This is a genomic window from Streptomyces sp. NPDC002088, assembly GCF_040296605.1.
Classification (GTDB): Bacteria; Actinomycetota; Actinomycetes; order Streptomycetales; family Streptomycetaceae; genus Streptomyces.
Window position 1 is genome coordinate 264,640 of the sequence record NZ_JBEOXO010000005.1, and the last position, 15,828, is coordinate 280,467.

Genomic DNA, 15,828 nt, shown 5'->3' on the forward strand with positions numbered 1-15,828 from the left:
GAAGACGTCTGATCCGACACGCGGGCGGGAGGTGAACAAAGCGTATGAGTGACACGGCCGCGGTGGCCGAGCGTACGGGGGAGTCCGGGGCCGTTCCCCTCCGACTCGCCGCCGTCTTCCTGCCCGCGCTCCTCCCGCGCGACGGACGCGTCGCCTTCTGGGACCCGCAGGACGGACCGCTGCCCGCCGAGGGAGCCGAACCCACGGTACTCACCGTCGTACGACGCCACGGCGCCTCGGTCCGCCGCAGACAGGCCCACGCGCTGGCACTACCCATCGGCCAGGCGCTGCCCCTGCTCGTGCGCGCCCGCCGCGACCCCGCCGCCCACCCCGCCACCGCCTGCTGGGGCGCGGCCGCCCTGCACGCGCTGCGGCTCGCCGCCCGCGGACGGCTGCTGCCCGGCCTGACCCCCACCGGCCTCGACGCCTGGCGGGCCGGCCCCCTGGACCCCGACGACATCGCCCACCTGCGGGCGGTCGCCGCGGCCCTGCCGTACGAGGGTCACGCCGTCCCGCTGCCCGGCCCCGGCCCGCTCCGGCTACCGCAGCCGGAAGCGCTGATGCGCTCCTTCCTGGACGCGGTCGCGGACACCCTGCCCCGCACCCCCGCCGCTCCGTATGCCTACGGGAAGCCCTTCGCCGACCGTCGGCCGCAGCGGCTGCCCGGCGCCCAGGACTGGGCCGCCGAGGTCGCCGCCGGCATGGACGCGGGCGTGCGCATCTCGCTGCGCCTGGACCTGTCGGCGTCCGACCTGTTCGACAGCGGTGACATCGCCCGCAGCGCGGGCGCGGCGATCGTCCAGGTGCACAGCCTCGCCGACCCCACCCTCGTGGCCGACGCGGCGGCCCTGTGGGCGGGCGAGGCGGACGCGGCCTTCGGGCCACGCGCGCGCGTCGACGCCGCCCTCGCCGTCCGGCGCGCCGCCCGGGTCTGGCCGCCGCTGGACCGGCTCGCCGAGCAGGACGCACCCGACGTCCTGGCCCTGTCCGAGGAGGAGCTGGGCGACCTGCTCGGCGTCGCGGCCACCCGGCTCGCGGCGGCGGGGGTCGCCGTGCACTGGCCGCGCGACCTGGCACAGGACCTGTCCGCGACGGCGGTCGTACGGTCGGCGCCCGGCTCGGCGACCGACGGCACCGGCTTCTTCGAGAGCGAGGACCTGCTCCAGTTCCGCTGGCAGCTGGCACTGGGCGGCGACCCGCTCAGCGAGGCCGAGATGGACACGCTCGCCGAGGCCCACCGCCCGGTCGTACGGCTGCGGGACCAGTGGGTGCTGGTCGACCCGGCCCTCGTCCGCAAGGCCCGCCGACGCGAACTGGGCCTGCTCGATCCCGTCGACGCACTGTCCGTCGCGCTCACCGGCAGCGCGGAGGTCGACGGCGAGACGGTCGAGGCCGTCCCGGTCGGCGCCTTCGCGGCCCTGCGCGACCGGCTGACCGCCGGAGTACGGCCCGCGGAGCCGCCCGCCGGCCTGCACGCCACCCTCCGCGACTACCAGCTCCACGGACTGGCCTGGCTCGACCTCATGACCGGCCTCGGCCTCGGCGGCTGCCTGGCCGACGACATGGGACTCGGCAAGACGATCACCCTCATCGCCCTGCACCTCAAGCGCGCCCGCAGCGAACCCACCCTGGTGGTCTGCCCGGCCTCACTGCTCGGCAACTGGCAGCGGGAGATCACCCGGTTCGCCCCCGGCGTCCCCGTCCGCCGCTACCACGGCCCGGACCGCACCCTCGACGACCTGGCCGGCGGCTTCGTCCTGACGACGTACGGCACGATGCGCTCGACGGCACCGACGCTGGCCCAGCAGCGGTGGGGCATGGTCGTCGCGGACGAGGCACAGCACGTCAAGAACCCCTACTCGGCGACGGCGAAGGCGCTGCGCACCATCCCGTCCCCCGCGCGCGTGGCCCTGACCGGCACACCGGTCGAGAACAACCTCTCCGAGCTCTGGGCCCTGCTGGACTGGACGACACCGGGGCTCCTGGGCCCCCTGAAGTCCTTCCGCGCCCGGCACGCGCGCGCGGTGGAGAACGGCGAGGACGAGGAGGCGGTGACCAGGCTGGCCCGTCTGGTCCGGCCCTTCCTCCTCCGCCGCAAGAAGTCCGATCCCGGCATCGTCCCCGAACTTCCGCCCAAGACGGAGACCGACCACCCGGTCCCGCTCACCCGTGAACAGGCCGCGCTCTACGAGGCGGTGGTGCGTGAGTCGATGCTCGCCATCGAAACCGCGGACGGCATCGCCCGCCGGGGGCTGGTACTGAAGCTGCTGGGCGCGCTGAAGCAGATCTGCGACCACCCGGCGCTCTACCTCAAGGAGGAGGCCGCTCCCGGCGACCGTCTTGCCGCCCGCTCCGGCAAACTCGCCCTTCTCGACGAGCTGTTGGACACCCTGCTGGCCGAGGACGGCTCGGCGCTCGTCTTCACGCAGTACGTCGGCATGGCCCGCCTGATCGCCGCCCACCTCGCCGCCCGCGCGATCCCCATGGACCTCCTCCACGGCGGTACGCCGGTACCGGAGCGCGAGCGCATGGTGGACCGCTTCCAGAGCGGCGCGACGCCCGTCCTCGTCCTGTCCCTGAAGGCGGCCGGCACCGGCCTCAACCTCACCCGTGCGGGCCATGTCGTCCACTTCGACCGCTGGTGGAACCCGGCCGTCGAGGAACAGGCCACCGACCGTGCCTATCGCATCGGCCAGACCCAGCCGGTCCAGGTCCACCGCCTCATCACCGAGGGCACGGTCGAGGACCGCATCGCGCAGATGCTGGAGTCCAAGCGCGCCCTCGCCGACGCGATCCTCGGCTCCGGCGAGTCGGCCCTCACGGAACTGACGGACCGTGAGCTGACCGACCTGGTGTCGCTGCGGAGGGAGGCGTGATGGGGACGGAGGAGACACCGGTGGGGGACGGCCGGTCGCAGGACGGCCGGTTGCCGGACGAGTCACCGCGGCCGTCCGCTGAGGCGCGACCCGCCGATGCCGCGCGCCGGGCCCTGCGGGCCGCGCGCGAGCGCATGGGTGGCGGCGGGGGAGCCGACGGAGGTGGCGACCCGGCGGGGGCCGGGACCGAGCGGGGTGACGGCCGAGACCTGTCGGGTCGCGCGGACCGCGCGGAGCTTCCGGACAGTGGGGGCCGTGCGGATCTTCCGGGAGCCGTGAAGCCCGTGGAGCGACGCCCGGCAGCCAGGGAGACCACCGGCCGCCGCGCCGGACCGGCCGACGCGGCCCGCGAGGCGCTGCGACGAGCGGTGTCCGCCGGCCGCGGCGCGGGCGCGCTCGCGGACAGCGACATCGGCAGCGGCAGCGGCACGGGGATGGGCACAGCCATACCGCCCGAGGGGGTGAGGGCCGTCGGCTCCGGGGACGGGCAAGGGGCGATGGGCAGCCTTGGAGAGGCGGAGGTCACGCGTCCGGGGAGTCCCGGTGACGGTGACGCGGTGGACAAGCTGACCCAGACCTCCGACGGTTCGGCGAACGCCCGTGCCACGGCTGGTGAGAGGGAGCCCGATCCGCGAGGCGCGCGCCCTGCGGATGTCGCCCGTGAGGCGTTGTGGGCCGCTCGCGCCGAGGCACGGCAGGCCCGCGCGGACGCCGGAGAGACACGGGCCGAGGCCGCACCCCGGCCCGCCCGGCCCGAACCTGCTCTTTCCCGGCGCCGCGGCGATGCGCAGAGTCGCACCCCCGCCGCCAGGGCCCGTGAACTACGGGAGCTGCTCGCCGACGCCTTCCGGATGCCGTCCGACGCACTGGCACCCTCGGGTACCGGCGCCTCGGACTCCGGCTCTTCCGAGGTGGGCCGCTCCTTGGACTCCGGCTCCCCGGACACCTCGGGCTCCGAGGCCCCGGACCTCGGCCTGTCGGCCATGCGTGGCCTGGGCTCCGGCTCCGCGGACCTCGATCGCTCCTCGGGATCCGGCCTCTCGGGCTCCGAGGCCCCGGACCTCGGCCTGTCGGCCATGCGTGGCCTGGGCTCCGGCTCCCCGGACCTCGATCGCTCCTCGGGATCCGGCCTCTCGGGCTCCGAGGCCCCGGACCTCGGCTTGTCGGCCACCCGTCCCTCGGACGCCAGCCCCTCAGACCCGGGCCCCTCCCACACCGGCCCCTCCACCCTGCCCACAGCGTCTCCCACGCGCAGCACCCCCGCACCTCACCTGGCTCCCACACCCCACGGGACGTCCACGCCCCCCGCACCTCACCTGGCTCCCACACCCCACGGGACGTCCACGCCCCCCGCACCTCACCTGGCTCCCACACCCCACGGGACGTCCACGCCCCCCGCACCTCACCTGGCTCCCACACCCCACGGGACATCCACGCCCCCCACACCCTCCGACTCCCACTCACCCCGGACGTCCCCCACATCCCTCGCACCCCCCAGTCACTCTCCGAATCCCCCACACCCCTCCCACGCCCCAGTCACTCCCCGCGTCCCCCACTCCATGGCCTCCCCCCGCCGCGACGGCGATCTGCGCCGCACCTTCCCCGCGTTCGCACCCCTCACCTCTGACGGCGACAGCCGGTTCGCCGAGAGTTGGTGGGGAAATGCCTGGGTCGCCGCGCTGGAGGAGGGCGCGTTGGACGTCAAGCGGCTTGCGCGTGGACGGGGTTATGCGGAGCAGGGGTATGTGGACGCCATCACGGTGACACCCGGGCTCGTGCTCGCGTACGTGCAGGGCAGCCGCCCCCGCCCGTACCGCGTCCAGGTGCGGCTGCGCACCCTCGACGACGCCGACTGGGAGCGCTTCCTGGACGCCGCCGCCGATCGCCCGGGGCACATTGCCGCGCTGCTCGACGGGGAGATGCCCCAGTCTCTCGCCGACTGCGGGGTCGGGCTGCTCCCAGGCCCCGGTGACCTGGAACCGCAGTGCAGTTGCCCCGACCGAGGCCACCCCTGCAAACACGCGGCAGCCCTCTGTTACCAGACCGCCCGCCTGCTGGACGCCGACCCCTTCGTGCTGCTCCTGCTGCGCGGCCGCGGCGAACGCGAGCTGCTCGACGCCCTGTCCCGGCTGAGCGCCGCCCGCGCGGCCCGCGCCGCCCAGGAAAGGGAACCGGAGCCGCTCCCCGGCGTGCGGGCCACCGAAGCCCTCGTGGTCCGCCAACTTCCGCCACTCCCACCCCCGTTGCCCGTGCCCGCGCACCCCGAGCAGCCCCCCGTCTACCCCTCGGCGCCGGGCGGCCCCGATCCGTTCGCGCTGGACCAGCTGGCGACCGACGCCGCCGCGCGCGCCCACGCCCTGCTGAGCACCGGACGTGACGAGGCCGGCGAACTCACGCTGTGGCAGGACGCGGTACGACTCGCCGCGGCCCGCCCCGGTTCCGGACTCACCGCCGGTACCCGCGCCCTCTACTCCTCGCTCGCCTCCGCAGCCGGCCGCACCCCGGCCGAACTGGCCCGCGCGGTCGCCGCCTGGCGGCAGGGCGGGCTCGAGGGCCTCGCCGTCCTCGAAGAGCCCTGGGACCCGCCCGCCGGACGGTTCGACCGTGCCCGCCCGCTCCTCCTCGCCGCCGACCTGCCCGCCTTCCGCCCGGCACGCAACCGCCTCACCCACCCCCACGGCCAGGTGCAACTCCGCTTCGGCCGCGACGGCTTGTGGTACGCCTACGAATCGGACCCCGGAGACGACGACTGGTGGCCCCGCGGCACCCCCGACCACGACCCGGTCGGGGCGCTGACGGGCCTGGGCGGCACCGGCGAGTTCTGAGCCGCACCCGAACCGGCCCGACCCCCTGCCGACTTGGCCCCCACCCTCGTGCGATGTCACCCGTGATCCTCAACAGCCACCGCCCTGCCCCGCGGTACCGCGCGTACCTGTCGCGCGGCTGTTGTTGATCCCCCGCTCCTCCCTCGCACGCCTCGCCCGCGTCGCGCGCCGTGCCGCCCTGGCCGGGTCCGGCTCAGGCGTCTCACCCCCACGCGCCCTTCACATGCATTGCTCCCCCCCACGCGCGCGGGGGACGAGTGCAGGCGCCCTACCCCGTACGGCGTAGATACGTTCGTGCGGGCCGGTGCGCCGGGCGAGGGTGGCGCAGCCCGAGGAGGCGAGGTGTCCGCCCGGGAAAGCGTGATTCATGCCCGCCGTCCACCGGTCCTGGGCACCCGTGCGGGAAGGGGCTGCTCCGTCCAGATGGTCTTGCCGGTGCCGGTGTACCGCGTCCCCCAGCGTTCGGTGAGCTGGGCGACCAGCATGAGGCCGCGTCCGCCCTCGTCGAAGATGCGGGCGCGGCGCAGGTGTGGTGAGGTGCTGCTGCCGTCGGCGACCTCGCAGATCAGCGTCCGTTCCTTGATCAGCCGGAGCTGGATCGGCGCGCCCCCGTAGCGGATGGCGTTGGTCACCAGTTCGCTGACCACGAGTTCGGTGACGTAGGCAAGCTCGTCCAGCTCCCAGGCGTGGAGTCGGGCGATCGCCTGAGAGCGGGCACCTGCGACGACGGCCGGATCGCCGGGAAGGTCCCAGACGGCGACGTTCCCGCTGTCCAGGGCACGTGTTCGGGCGATGAGCAGCGCGGCGTCGTCGGTGGGCCGCTCGTCGAGCATCGCTTCGAGCACCTTGTCGCAGGTGGTCTCCAACGACGAAGCGACGGCGTCGGCGAGGGCACCGCGCAGGGCATGCAGGCCGGCGTCGACATCACCGTGGCGTGGCTCGATCAGGCCGTCGGTGTACAGCGCGAGGAGACTGCCTTCGGGTAGTTCGTGGTGGACGCACTCGAACGGCATCCCGCCCACGCCGAGCGGCGGGCCGGTGGGCAGTTCGAGGAAGTCCACTCGGCCGTCAGGGCGTACCAGTGCGGGCCAGAGGTGGCCCGCACTGGCGAGCGAGCACTTGCGGGAGATGGGGTCGTAGACGGCGTAGAGGCAGGTGGCTCCGAGTTCTCCGACGCTCGCCTCCGTTCCGGAGTCGGGCCCGGAGCTGAGCCGGACGACAAGGTCGTCCAGGTGGGCGAGAAGCTCGTCCGGGGTCAGATCGACATCGGCGAGGGTGCGTACGGCGGTGCGGAGGCGCCCCATGGCGGCCGAGGCGGCGATGCCGTGCCCGACCACATCGCCGACGACGAGGGCGACACGGGCGCCGGAAAGCGGGATCACGTCGAACCAGTCACCGCCGACGCCGAGCTTAGAGTCCGCGGGCAGGTAACGGCCGGTTACGTCGACGGCTGCCTGCTCGAGAATCCCCTGCGGCAGAACGCTGTGCTGGAGGGCCAGCGCTGTCGTGTGCTCGCGCGTGTAACGGCGGGCGTTGTCGATGCAGACCGCGGCTCGCGCCGCCAGTTCCTCGGCGATCTTCACGTCGTCGTGTTCGTACGGCGGGGCGGAGGGGTCCAGACGGGTGAAGAGGACGACGCCGAGGTTGGTGCCGCGGGCGCGCAGCGGCACCGCGATCAGCGAATGCGCGCGGTGCCGGCTCACCCAGGCGGCCCGGTCGGGGTCGTGGGCCAGCCAGCGGGTGATCTCGGGATCCCCGATCGGGTGCACGGTGCCGTGACCGGTGGCCAGGCAGCGGGCCACCGGCGAGAACTCCGGGTAGCGCGTCAGCTCGCCGACTGCGACGGCAGGCTTCACACCGGAGCGGATGGCTGCGCGCCGCAGCAGCAGAGGCCCGTCGACGGCGATCAGCGGGGGCTCGTCGCCGCGCAGCACGGCGTCAAAGAGATCGACGGAGACGAAGTCCGCGAGGGCGGGCACGGCTACGTCGGCCAGTTCCTGAGCGGTGCGGCTCACGTCCAGGCTGCTGCCGATGGTCCTGCTGGCCTCGTTGAGCAGCGCCAGGCGCTCGCGGGCCGCGTACTGGTCGGAGAAGTCCAGGGCGGCCAGCTGCACGCCCTGTACCAGCCCGTGGGGGTCCTTGAGCGGGCTGAAGTGGATGATCCAGGCGTGTGCCTGCGGCTCTCCCGGGACTTTGACGTAGTTCTCGATGTGCTCGGGCTCACCGGTCTCCAGCACGCGATCGACGGATCGCTCGGGAGCCTGGAAGGCCGAATCGGGCATGTGTTCTGTGATCCGGAGCCCCCGAAGCTCCCGCTCCGAGGCGGCGAGCTGCCTGGTCATGGGCTCGTTGACCCGCAGGAATCGGCCCTCGGTGTCGTAGATCGCCAGGGAGAACGGCGATTGGTCGAACGACCAGCGGATGAGCGGGTCTGCGTCGCGCTCCGCCTCCTCCCGCACCGGGATGCCCTCCAGCAACCAACAGGCCCGCCCACCACCCGTGGGCAGCGGACGCGCCCGCAACCGGCACTGCACCGTGGTGCCGTCCCGGTGGCGGAGTGCCACCTGCCCGGTCCAGTCCTCCTGCCGATCGAACCGTTCACGAGCAGCCGCGGGGAGGGCCGATGCGAGTAGCTCTGCCGCGGGCCGGCCGACGGCTTCGGCGGCGGAGTGCCCGAGCAATTGCTCCGCACCGGTGCTCCAGCAGGTCAGCGCACCGTCCGGAGCGGCCACTGCCAGAGCCCCAGCGGCGGAGAAGGAGTCACCAGGGCAACGCGCCGGTGGGTCCATGGTCGATCATCTCGCCTTCGGGTTCCCTGCTGATTCAAGGATCGCTCGGTCCTGGTGTCAGTTCTCGTCAAGTGATTGCACACGCTGGACGGTGTTGCCGCACAGTCGGCCCAAGGGACCTCACGGCCTGGGTGTGACCGGACGGCCACGGCCCACAAGCCCAGGGCCCCTCCGGCATGATGCGTTGCCGGCGAGCTGATCGGAGTCCTACGAACTCGCCGTCAACGGCCACTGACCCGCATGGTGAGCCCGCCCCGGGCCGCGAACGCAGCGCCACTCATACGCGGATGTGGGCTGGTGCCTCGACGCCGATCCGGTCGACGACCGTCTGCCGGAAGCGCGGGCACTGGGTGAAGTCCTCGTGGTCGCAGTGAAGGGCGCACTCGATGAGTTCGAGCGAGGCTTGGGCGGCGGCGATACGGCGGCGCAGAGCGTCGGCCTCCTGCCGGAGGATCTCCCGGCGGCCTGCCGGATCGCTGGTGGCGGACAGGGAGCGGATCGTGTCCAGGGACAGGCCGGCCTCTTTGGCCCGCAGGATGACGGCGACGCGGGTGAGGTGGTCGGTGCCGTAGCGGCGGCGACCCGCACTGTCGCGAGCCGGTGTCAGCAGGCCCATCGCCTCCCAGTGCCGTAGGACGTGTGTGGCCAGGCCGAAGCGCTCGGCGAGGGCACCGATGCTGAACGTCTCGTCTTCGCCGCTTGACTTCATGCCGACATTAAGTCGGAGCCTGGGCGGCATGGCTACTGATACGGAGCAGATGGACTCGTCGGCGTATGACCTTGTCGCACTGCTTGACGCGGCCGACCGGCTACCTGGCGCGGCCGACCTGCGTGCACACTCCTACGAGTTGTTGCGACTCCCGTCAGGGGCGGCTGTTGTGGACGTCGGGTGCGGGGCCGGGCGGGCGGTGGCGGAACTGACTGAGCTGGGCGCCGGGGCGGTCGGCCTGGATGTCGACCAGCGCATGATCGACATCGCTCGTGAACGGTGGCCGCGTGCGGACTTCAGGGTTGCCGACGCGTACGAGCTGCCGCTGGAGGACGGCTCGCTGGCGGGTTACCGCGCGGACAAGGTGTTTCACGAACTGGATGATCCGGGCAACGCTCTGCAGGAAGCCCGCCGGGTCCTCGCCCCGGGCGGTCGGGCCGTGGTGCTGGCGCAGGACTGGGACACCATCGTCATCGACTCCGACGTCCCCGCCATCACGCGCACCATCGTGCAGGCCCGCGCCGACCTGGTCCTTGCGCCACGAGTCGCGCGGAGCTGCCGAAACCTGCTGCTGACGGCAGGCTTCGAGGACGTGTCGGTCGAGGTTCGCACCGCAGTCTTCACGGGAGCGACGATGCTTCCCATGCTCGTCGGGCTCGCGGAGGGCGCCCATGCCTCCGGTGCCGTATCCCGGGAGGCCGCGCACGGTTGGATCGCCGAGCAGCGCGGTCGCGCGGAACGTGACCGCTTGTTCCTGGCCCTGCCGATCTTCGTCACCGCGGGGACCAGCCCGCGCTGACGCTGCGTGTGCCCGGCCCATCCCCCCAGCCGGGCGGGACGGGCCGGGCGGTCAGGGGTGAGACGGTCGGTTGACGTGCAAGGTGAATCTGCGCCGCTTCCGCGCTGCCGACCAGTAAGGGGCCGACCGAGCAGGTTGCCCGGGGCCCGGCGGCCCAGCGCGGCCGCCGAGCCCCGGTGGACCAGTCGTACTAGGAAGGGAGGACGGTGATGAGGCGAACAGGCCCGCCGGCAGTCCGAGCACGAGCAGCGCCCGCCACCGCCGCACCGGCGGTCGCGCGGAGCGCTGCTCAGGACTGGTTATCGGCGTCATCCTGTGCGGAGGGGGAGAGGCGGGCTCAGTGGTGGTGTCCGTTGTGCATACGGGCGTTGTCGTGCTCGTGTTCAACGTGGTCGGGCGAGCCGCCCATCATGCGCAGCATCGCCGGGCCGCCGGTGCGCAGGAAACGTACGACGAGGGCGGCAGCCAGGAGCAGGAAAGCGATGGGTGAGACCTGTGTGAGAGCGCGTGAGACGACGCAGCCCCGCCGGCACGCTCCGGCGGGGCTGCGTCGCGTAGCGGGCTACTACGCCGTGCGGTCGTGGGCGCGGGCACCGTTGCACTCCGGATCTCCGCTTTCCAGCACGTGCAGCAACGACGCCGCGACCACTCGTGTCGTACGGCCGATGCGCAGCACACGGCACGGGAACTCCCCGCGGCGCAGCGCGGGGAGAGACATCAAGTCGTCGCTGTGCTGGGCATCGGGGTTGCCGAAGGAAAGCAGGGGAGGAGTTCGTCGGCGAGTTCCTGGAGGACCTTCTCGACGGGGCGGTCGCCGGGGCGGAGGTTGAAGGAGACGTGGGCGACGCCCAGGTCACTCATCGCTTTGAGATGTTCGCGCAGGGCATGGCGGCCGGTGCGCAGGCCGAGGCGGATGGCGGTGGCTGGGGTGTCTGGGGCGGTGGTGAGGTCGAGCTGCATCGGCGTCAGGTACGGCTTGCCCTTGGCCAGCTTCTGCCACTCGCGCGTCTTCAGGCGCAACGCACCCAGCGGGCGCGGGTAGTTGAGCGAGGCGTCGACGTTCTGCGTGATCCACTCGGCGGACTGCTGGGCGTGCCCGGCGACGGCCAGGGGGATGGTCGCACCGGTCGGCTTGGGCAGGACGTCCAGGCCGCGGTCGCTGGGCAGGCCCACATGCGGCAGGTTCATGCCCTGCTCAGGCAGATGGGTCGCCCAGGCCGCGCGCAGGATGTCGACGTTCTGGCGGAAGGTGGCGCCGCGGGACGCGAAGTCCTCGCCGAAGAGGGGATACTCGACGGGGCGGTCACCGCTGGCCAGGCCGAGGATGAACCGGCCGCCGGAGAGGACGTCAACGGTGGCGGCCGCCTTGGCGACCAGCAACGGGCGGCGCAGGGGCAGAACGACCGCGGCGGTGCCGAGGACGGCGCGTTCGGTGAGGGCCGCGAGGTGGCCGAGGTGGGTGAAGGTCTCGAAGACCGAGCCGGCATCGCCGAACTGCTGCGGGTCGTACAACGGGACGTCGCGCACCCACAGGGCGGCGAAGCCCAGCTCGTCCGCGAGGCGCGCCAGCCGAGCGTGCTCGGTCAGGTCGGGGACACCAAAGGGGCGGCCTGCCGCGCGGTCGGCGCGCAGGCGGTTGGCACCCCAGTCGTTGTCCAGCGGGAGTTCGAGTCCGAGAGTGAGACGGCCGTCCGGCTTGACCAGGCGGTCCAGGGCGGTCGGGGTGGAGGGCATGGCGGGCACGGACCTTTCGAGGCGGTGAGGGCACGCATGCAGTGCGCGGGCTGCCGAAGTTCGGATGGGCCGGTGCGGGCAGGGGCCTGCCGTCCCTGTCCACACCGGCCGGAGCAACCGCGCGGGGCGGCTGTCGCCGCCCCGCGCGGGCCGGTCTGCGGGGTGGAGCGTCAGTTGAGGGTGTCGGGGTCGGGGCCGGTGCGCAGGCCGCGGTCGAGCGCGGCGATCGCGGCCATCTCCTCGTCCGACAAGGTGAAGTCGAAGACGTCGATGTTCTCCTGGATCCGGGTGGGCGTGACCGACTTGGGGATGACGATGTTGCCCAGCTGCAGGTGCCAGCGCAGAACGACCTGGGCCGGGGACTTGCCGCGCCGGGCGGCGATGTCCGTCAGCGCGGGCTCCTTCAGTACCGCGCCCTGCGCGAGCGGGCTCCAGGCCTCGGTGGCGATACCGAGCTCGGCGTGCAGGGCACGCAGCTCGGCCTGCTGAAGGCCGGGGTGCAGCTCGATCTGGTTGACGGCCGGCACGATCGAGGCGCCGTCCAGCAGCCGCCGCAGGTGGGTGGGCTGGAAGTTGGAGACGCCGGCGGTGCGGACCCGGCCGTCGGCCACCAGCTTCTCGATGGCCTTCCAGGACTCCCGGTACAGATCTCGGGCCGGGGTGGGCCAGTGGATGAGGTAGAGGTCGATGTAGTCCAGGCCCAGCTTGTCGAGGCTGGCGTCGAACGCCGTGAGTGTGGCGTCGTAGCCTTGGTCGGCGTTCCACAGCTTGGTGGTGATGAACAGTTCGTCACGGGTGAGGTCGGAGTCGGCGAGTGCGTTGCCGACGCCGGTCTCGTTGCCGTAGATGGCGGCGGTGTCGATCGAGCGGTAGCCGGACTCGAGGGCCGCGGTCACCGCCGCGGTGGTCTCGGCGTCCGGGACCTGGAAGACACCGAAGCCGAGCTGCGGGATCTGGATGCCGTTGTTGAGCGTGACGGTGGGAACGGTGGGGGCCATGTGTGGTTCCTTGCTTTCAAAGAGATGGTGCTCGGCGGGCGCAAGACCGCGAAGGGGGAGTCGGCGGTCCCGCCCCGTACCCGGCGATCGGTCCAGTGGCGGTCGGCTCGTGGCCGGTGAATGGTCAGGCCAGAGAGGCGATGGCCGTAGTAGCGAAGGCGTGGTCCTGCTCGGGGGCGCCGCCGCCGACACCGATGGCGCCGATCAGGCGGCCGTCGCGGTGGACGGGCAGGCCGCCGGCGATGAACAGCAGCGGCTTGTCGAGCGCGGTGGGCAGGCTGTGGAACGGCCCGTCGGGCTTGACCGCGTCGACCAGGTCGGCCGTGGGAGTGTTGAGCTGGAGAGCGGTGTAGGCCTTGCGGGTGCTGGTCTCACCAGAGATCAGGACAGCCTGGTCGTCGCGGCGGAAAGCCAGCAGGTGCCCGCCGGCATCCAGGACGGTGACGCTCACGGTGACTCCCGCGGCCTCGGCGGCTCGGCGGGCAGCGGCGAGGAGGACCTCCGCGTCCTGCGTGGTCAGCGGGGCGACGGCGGTGGCGGGGGTGCTCATGGCAGGTTCCTTCACAGTGGATGGATGACGGAGTGGGTGCGATGGCGTGTCGCGGTCAGAGCCGGACGGCGGCCGACGCGTTCTCGTTCGCCGGGGAACCAGCGACGACGCGGCCCGCTGCGCGGGTGCGGCGGTCGAGGTGGGCGGCGAGGAAGGCGAGCAACAGGGCGGTGCCGGAGAGCAGGGCACCGACCCAGTTGGGCGCGGTGTAGCCCAGGCCTGCGGCGATGACGATGCCGCCGAGCCAGGCGGCGAGGGCGTTGCCGAGGTTGAAAGCGCCGATGTTGGCGGCGGAGGCCAGGGTCGGTGCGGCCGAAGCCTGGTCGAGCACCCACTTCTGCAGCGGCGGCACGGTCGCGAAGCCGAGCGCACCGATCAGGGAGAGGGTGATCGCGGCGAGCACCTTGTTGTGAGCGGTCGCGGTGAACAGCAGCAGGACTGCGGTCAGGGCCGCCAGGGTGGTGAAGAGCATCGGCATCAGGGCACGGTCGGCGAACTTGCCGCCGAGCAGGTTGCCCAGGAACATACCGATGCCGAACAGGACGAGCAGCCAGGTCACGGCTCCCTCGGTGTATCCGGCGACCTCGGTCATCATCGGGGTGATGTAGGTGATCGCGGCGAACACACCGCCGTAGCCCAGAACCGTCATCGCCATGGCCAGCCACACCTGCACGTTGCGGAACGCAGCGAACTCGGTGCGTACGTTCTCCGTCTTCGGCCGGCCCATCTCGGGCACCAACTTGGCAACGCCCAGGAAGCCGACGATGCCGAGCGCGGCGACGAGGGTGAAAGTGACGCGCCAGCCGGCGGCCTGCCCGATGTAGGTGCCGAGTGGGACACCGACGATGTTGGCGATGGTGAGGCCCATGAACATCAGGGAGATGGCCGAGGCCTTCTTCTCCGGGGCCACCAGGTCGGCGGCGACCACGGAACCGATGCCGAAGAACGCGCCGTGCGCGAGGGAGGCGACGACCCGCCCGATGAGCATGACGCCAAAACCGGGCGCGAAGGCGGACAGCGCGTTGCCGACGACGAACAGCGCCATCAGGAACATCAGCATCTTCTTGCGGGACACCTTGGTGCCCAGCGCGGTCAGGAGCGGTGCGCCGACGACAACGCCGAGGGCGTAGCCGGAGACCAGCCAGCCGGCGGTCGGGACGGTGACACCGAAGTCATCTGCGACCTGGGGCAATACGCCCATGATCACGAATTCGGTGGTGCCGATCCCGAAGGCCCCGATGGCCAGGGCCAGGAGCGCGAGAGGCATGAGGAGCTGCCTTCCAAGTGGTTGCGTGAGGCGCTTACGTTCCAGAACAATACTTGCAAGCGCTGGATAAGTGCAAACGCGGCAAGAGGTTGAATGCATTTGCCGTCGTGTGCAATTGTTGGGGGAATGGCCCGAAGAAGGAGGCCCCGATGACCGCGACTGCCCCCGCGCTCACCGCCCTGGCTCAGGGCTGGTGCGCGCTGTCCCTGCTGCACGGCAGGATCGAGTCCCACCTGGAGCATGCTCTGCAGGCCGGGCATGGCCTGAGCGTGCGCGAGTACTCGCTGCTGGACGTGCTGAGCCGCCAGCACGACGGAGAGGGCGGTCACCTGCAGATGAAGCAGGTCGCCGACGCCGTCGTGCTCAGCCAGAGCGCCACCACCCGCCTGGTGACCCGCCTGGAGGACCGCGGACTGCTCTCGCGCTACCTGTGCCTCACCGACCGACGCGGCATCTACGCCGATGTCACCGAGGCGGGCCTGAAGCTCCTCGATGCAGCCCGCCCTGCGAACGAGGCGGCACTGCGCGAGGCGCTCGACGAAGCGGCTGCAGACCCCCGGCTGAAGCCCCTGGTGCGCACCGTTGAGGTGGTGCGGGTGCCGACGGTGGTTGCCGCATGAAAGCGATCATCCTCAGCGGATACGGCGGACCGGAGGCGCTCCGGCTGACCGACATCCCGGACCCGAAGGTAGCCCCGGGAGAGGTGCTGGTCCGGGTGAAGGCCGCCGGAGTCAACCCGGTGGACTGGAAACTCGCCGAAGGGCGCCTCGATGCGCTCATGGAGACGCACTTCCCTCTGGTCCCCGGCTGGGATGTGGCAGGAGTGGTCGAACGGGTGGGCTTCGACGTCGAGGAGTTCGCGCCCGGCGACGAGGTGTTCGGCTACATCCGCAAGGACTCCGTCCAGCATGGCGGCTACGCCGAACTGGTCTCCGCGCATGTGCGCATGCTTGCTCTCAAGCCCGCCGCGCTCTCCTGGGAGCAGGCCGCGGGCGTGCCCCTTGCTGGGCTGACGGCGTATCAGGCGATCAAGAGGGTCGGCATCTGTGCCCGTGACACCGTCCTGGTGCACGCGGCGGCAGGCGGAGTCGGTTCGCTCGGCGTCCAGATCGCCGTGGCGCTTGGCGCCCGCGTGATCGGCACGGCGAGCGCACACAACCATGTCCTTCGGCTGTGGTGCCTGCGGCCGGCCCGGCTCCGGGACCGGCCGTAGACGGCAGGTGATCAGTGCTGGGTCCGGGCGGGCGCGGGCGGTGAGGTGTGCGATGCGGTCACGTGCGG

At 72.1% G+C, this 15,828-nt stretch carries 10 protein-coding genes and 2 pseudogenes; 5 read left to right on the plus strand and 7 right to left on the minus strand.

The genetic code is table 11. From position 1 onward, the window contains the following. The first annotated feature begins 44 nt into the window (after positions 1-44). On the plus strand, positions 45-2,876 hold the full coding sequence (locus ABT114_RS13560; protein WP_351141921.1) for an SCO1167/SCO6262 family helicase: 2,832 nt from the start codon (positions 45-47) through the stop codon (positions 2,874-2,876). Between the two features lie 1,532 nt (positions 2,877-4,408). Continuing rightward, a pseudogene (locus tag ABT114_RS13565) lies at positions 4,409-5,701 on the plus strand (SWIM zinc finger family protein); the annotation flags it as partial. A gap of 365 nt (positions 5,702-6,066) precedes the next feature. On the opposite strand, the gene ABT114_RS13570 reads toward ABT114_RS13565, so the two are convergent. Further along, positions 6,067-8,490, minus strand: a complete 2,424-nt coding sequence (locus ABT114_RS13570; RefSeq protein WP_351141923.1) for a SpoIIE family protein phosphatase — start codon at positions 8,488-8,490, stop codon at positions 6,067-6,069. Between the two features lie 277 nt (positions 8,491-8,767). After that, positions 8,768-9,199 (minus strand): MerR family transcriptional regulator, encoded by a 432-nt coding sequence (locus ABT114_RS13575; protein WP_351141925.1) that lies wholly within the window; start codon positions 9,197-9,199, stop codon positions 8,768-8,770. A 28-nt stretch (positions 9,200-9,227) separates the two neighbouring features. Here ABT114_RS13575 and ABT114_RS13580 point away from each other — a divergent pair, with 28 nt between their 5' ends. Next, entirely contained in the window at positions 9,228-9,998 is a 771-nt protein-coding gene (locus tag ABT114_RS13580; protein ID WP_351141927.1) for a methyltransferase domain-containing protein, read from the plus strand. 565 nt (positions 9,999-10,563) lie between these two features. On the opposite strand, the gene ABT114_RS13590 is transcribed toward ABT114_RS13580, so the two are convergent. From ABT114_RS13590 to ABT114_RS13610, 5 genes are all read right to left on the minus strand, one after another. Further along, on the minus strand, positions 10,564-10,716 hold the full coding sequence (locus ABT114_RS13590) for a hypothetical protein (protein WP_351141929.1): 153 nt from the start codon (positions 10,714-10,716) through the stop codon (positions 10,564-10,566). Next, positions 10,716-11,732: an LLM class oxidoreductase gene (locus ABT114_RS13595; protein ID WP_351141931.1), complete on the minus strand. Its 1,017-nt coding sequence runs from the start codon at positions 11,730-11,732 to the stop codon at positions 10,716-10,718. Before ABT114_RS13595 ends, ABT114_RS13590 begins: the two co-directional genes overlap by 1 nt. Before the next feature lie 170 nt (positions 11,733-11,902). Next, positions 11,903-12,730 (minus strand): aldo/keto reductase, encoded by an 828-nt coding sequence (locus ABT114_RS13600; RefSeq protein WP_351141933.1) that lies wholly within the window; start codon positions 12,728-12,730, stop codon positions 11,903-11,905. Positions 12,731-12,854: 124 nt separating this feature from the next. Then, positions 12,855-13,280, minus strand: a complete 426-nt coding sequence (locus ABT114_RS13605; protein WP_351141935.1) for a GlcG/HbpS family heme-binding protein — start codon at positions 13,278-13,280, stop codon at positions 12,855-12,857. Between the two features lie 55 nt (positions 13,281-13,335). Then, positions 13,336-14,547, minus strand: coding sequence for an MFS transporter (locus ABT114_RS13610; RefSeq protein WP_351141937.1), 1,212 nt, complete (start codon positions 14,545-14,547; stop codon positions 13,336-13,338). 149 nt (positions 14,548-14,696) lie between these two features. Here ABT114_RS13610 and ABT114_RS13615 point away from each other — a divergent pair, with 149 nt between their 5' ends. Then, positions 14,697-15,167 carry a MarR family winged helix-turn-helix transcriptional regulator gene (locus ABT114_RS13615; protein ID WP_351141939.1) on the plus strand — a complete coding sequence of 157 codons (471 nt, stop codon included), beginning with the start codon at positions 14,697-14,699 and terminating at the stop codon, positions 15,165-15,167. Further along, a pseudogene (locus ABT114_RS13620) lies at positions 15,164-15,709 on the plus strand (NADP-dependent oxidoreductase); the annotation flags it as partial. The gene ABT114_RS13615 and the pseudogene ABT114_RS13620, both read left to right, overlap by 4 nt. Between the last annotated feature and the right edge of the window lie 119 nt (positions 15,710-15,828).

Coding starts and splice junctions, on each gene's coding strand:
- ABT114_RS13605 (WP_351141935.1), bottom strand. CDS start 13,280: ATGAGCACCCCCGCCACCGCCGTCGCCCCGCTGACCACGCAGGACGCG.
- ABT114_RS13590 (WP_351141929.1), bottom strand. CDS start 10,716: ATGTCTCTCCCCGCGCTGCGCCGCGGGGAGTTCCCGTGCCGTGTGCTG.
- ABT114_RS13570 (WP_351141923.1), bottom strand. CDS start 8,490: ATGGACCCACCGGCGCGTTGCCCTGGTGACTCCTTCTCCGCCGCTGGG.
- ABT114_RS13610 (WP_351141937.1), bottom strand. CDS start 14,547: ATGCCTCTCGCGCTCCTGGCCCTGGCCATCGGGGCCTTCGGGATCGGC.
- ABT114_RS13595 (WP_351141931.1), bottom strand. CDS start 11,732: ATGCCCTCCACCCCGACCGCCCTGGACCGCCTGGTCAAGCCGGACGGC.
- ABT114_RS13615 (WP_351141939.1), top strand. CDS start 14,697: ATGACCGCGACTGCCCCCGCGCTCACCGCCCTGGCTCAGGGCTGGTGC.
- ABT114_RS13600 (WP_351141933.1), bottom strand. CDS start 12,730: ATGGCCCCCACCGTTCCCACCGTCACGCTCAACAACGGCATCCAGATC.
- ABT114_RS13575 (WP_351141925.1), bottom strand. CDS start 9,199: ATGAAGTCAAGCGGCGAAGACGAGACGTTCAGCATCGGTGCCCTCGCC.
- ABT114_RS13560 (WP_351141921.1), top strand. CDS start 45: ATGAGTGACACGGCCGCGGTGGCCGAGCGTACGGGGGAGTCCGGGGCC.
- ABT114_RS13580 (WP_351141927.1), top strand. CDS start 9,228: ATGGCTACTGATACGGAGCAGATGGACTCGTCGGCGTATGACCTTGTC.